Here is a 449-nt window from a genome sequence, read left to right on the forward strand (position 1 = left end):
CGGCGTCATTCACATGAACCTCGGCTTCTTCATCATCTCGGCCATCATCGCCCGTGGCGCGCGCTTCCTGTTTCTCGCCTGGCTGCTGCGTCGCTATGGCGAACCGATCCGCCACTTCATCGAAAAGCGCCTCGGCCAGATCACCGCGATCGTTGCCGGCGTGCTGATCGTGGCAGGTGTCGGCTACAAGCTGCTTGCCCACTGATTATCCGCTAACACCATAGTCCCCATGCGCCATTTGCCCGGAGCCCCCGCATGACTTTCTCTGTCCGCCGTCCCACCTTCATCTATTCCATCGTGCTGGCGATCGGCATGGCCGTGGTCATCGGCTCCGCGCTCGGCTTCCAGTATATCGGCGGCTATATTCCCTGCGAGCTCTGCCTGATGCAGCGCCAGCCCTATTATTACGGCATCCCGCTGGTCATCATCGGCGCCATCACATCGGCGCT

Annotated in this window: 1 protein-coding gene and 1 pseudogene; both read left to right on the plus strand. The window is 61.0% G+C overall.

The genetic code is table 11. From position 1 onward, the window contains the following. A pseudogene (locus B3605_RS22100) lies at positions 1-205 on the plus strand (DedA family protein); the annotation flags it as partial. A 50-nt stretch (positions 206-255) separates the two neighbouring features. Continuing rightward, positions 256-449: disulfide bond formation protein B (locus B3605_RS22105; protein WP_296436059.1), on the plus strand; the 194-nt coding region annotated here is incomplete at its 3' end.

It is taken from the genome of Rhizobium sp. UBA1881 (assembly GCF_002338015.1).
In the GTDB taxonomy this organism is placed as follows: Bacteria; Pseudomonadota; Alphaproteobacteria; order Rhizobiales; family Rhizobiaceae; genus Rhizobium.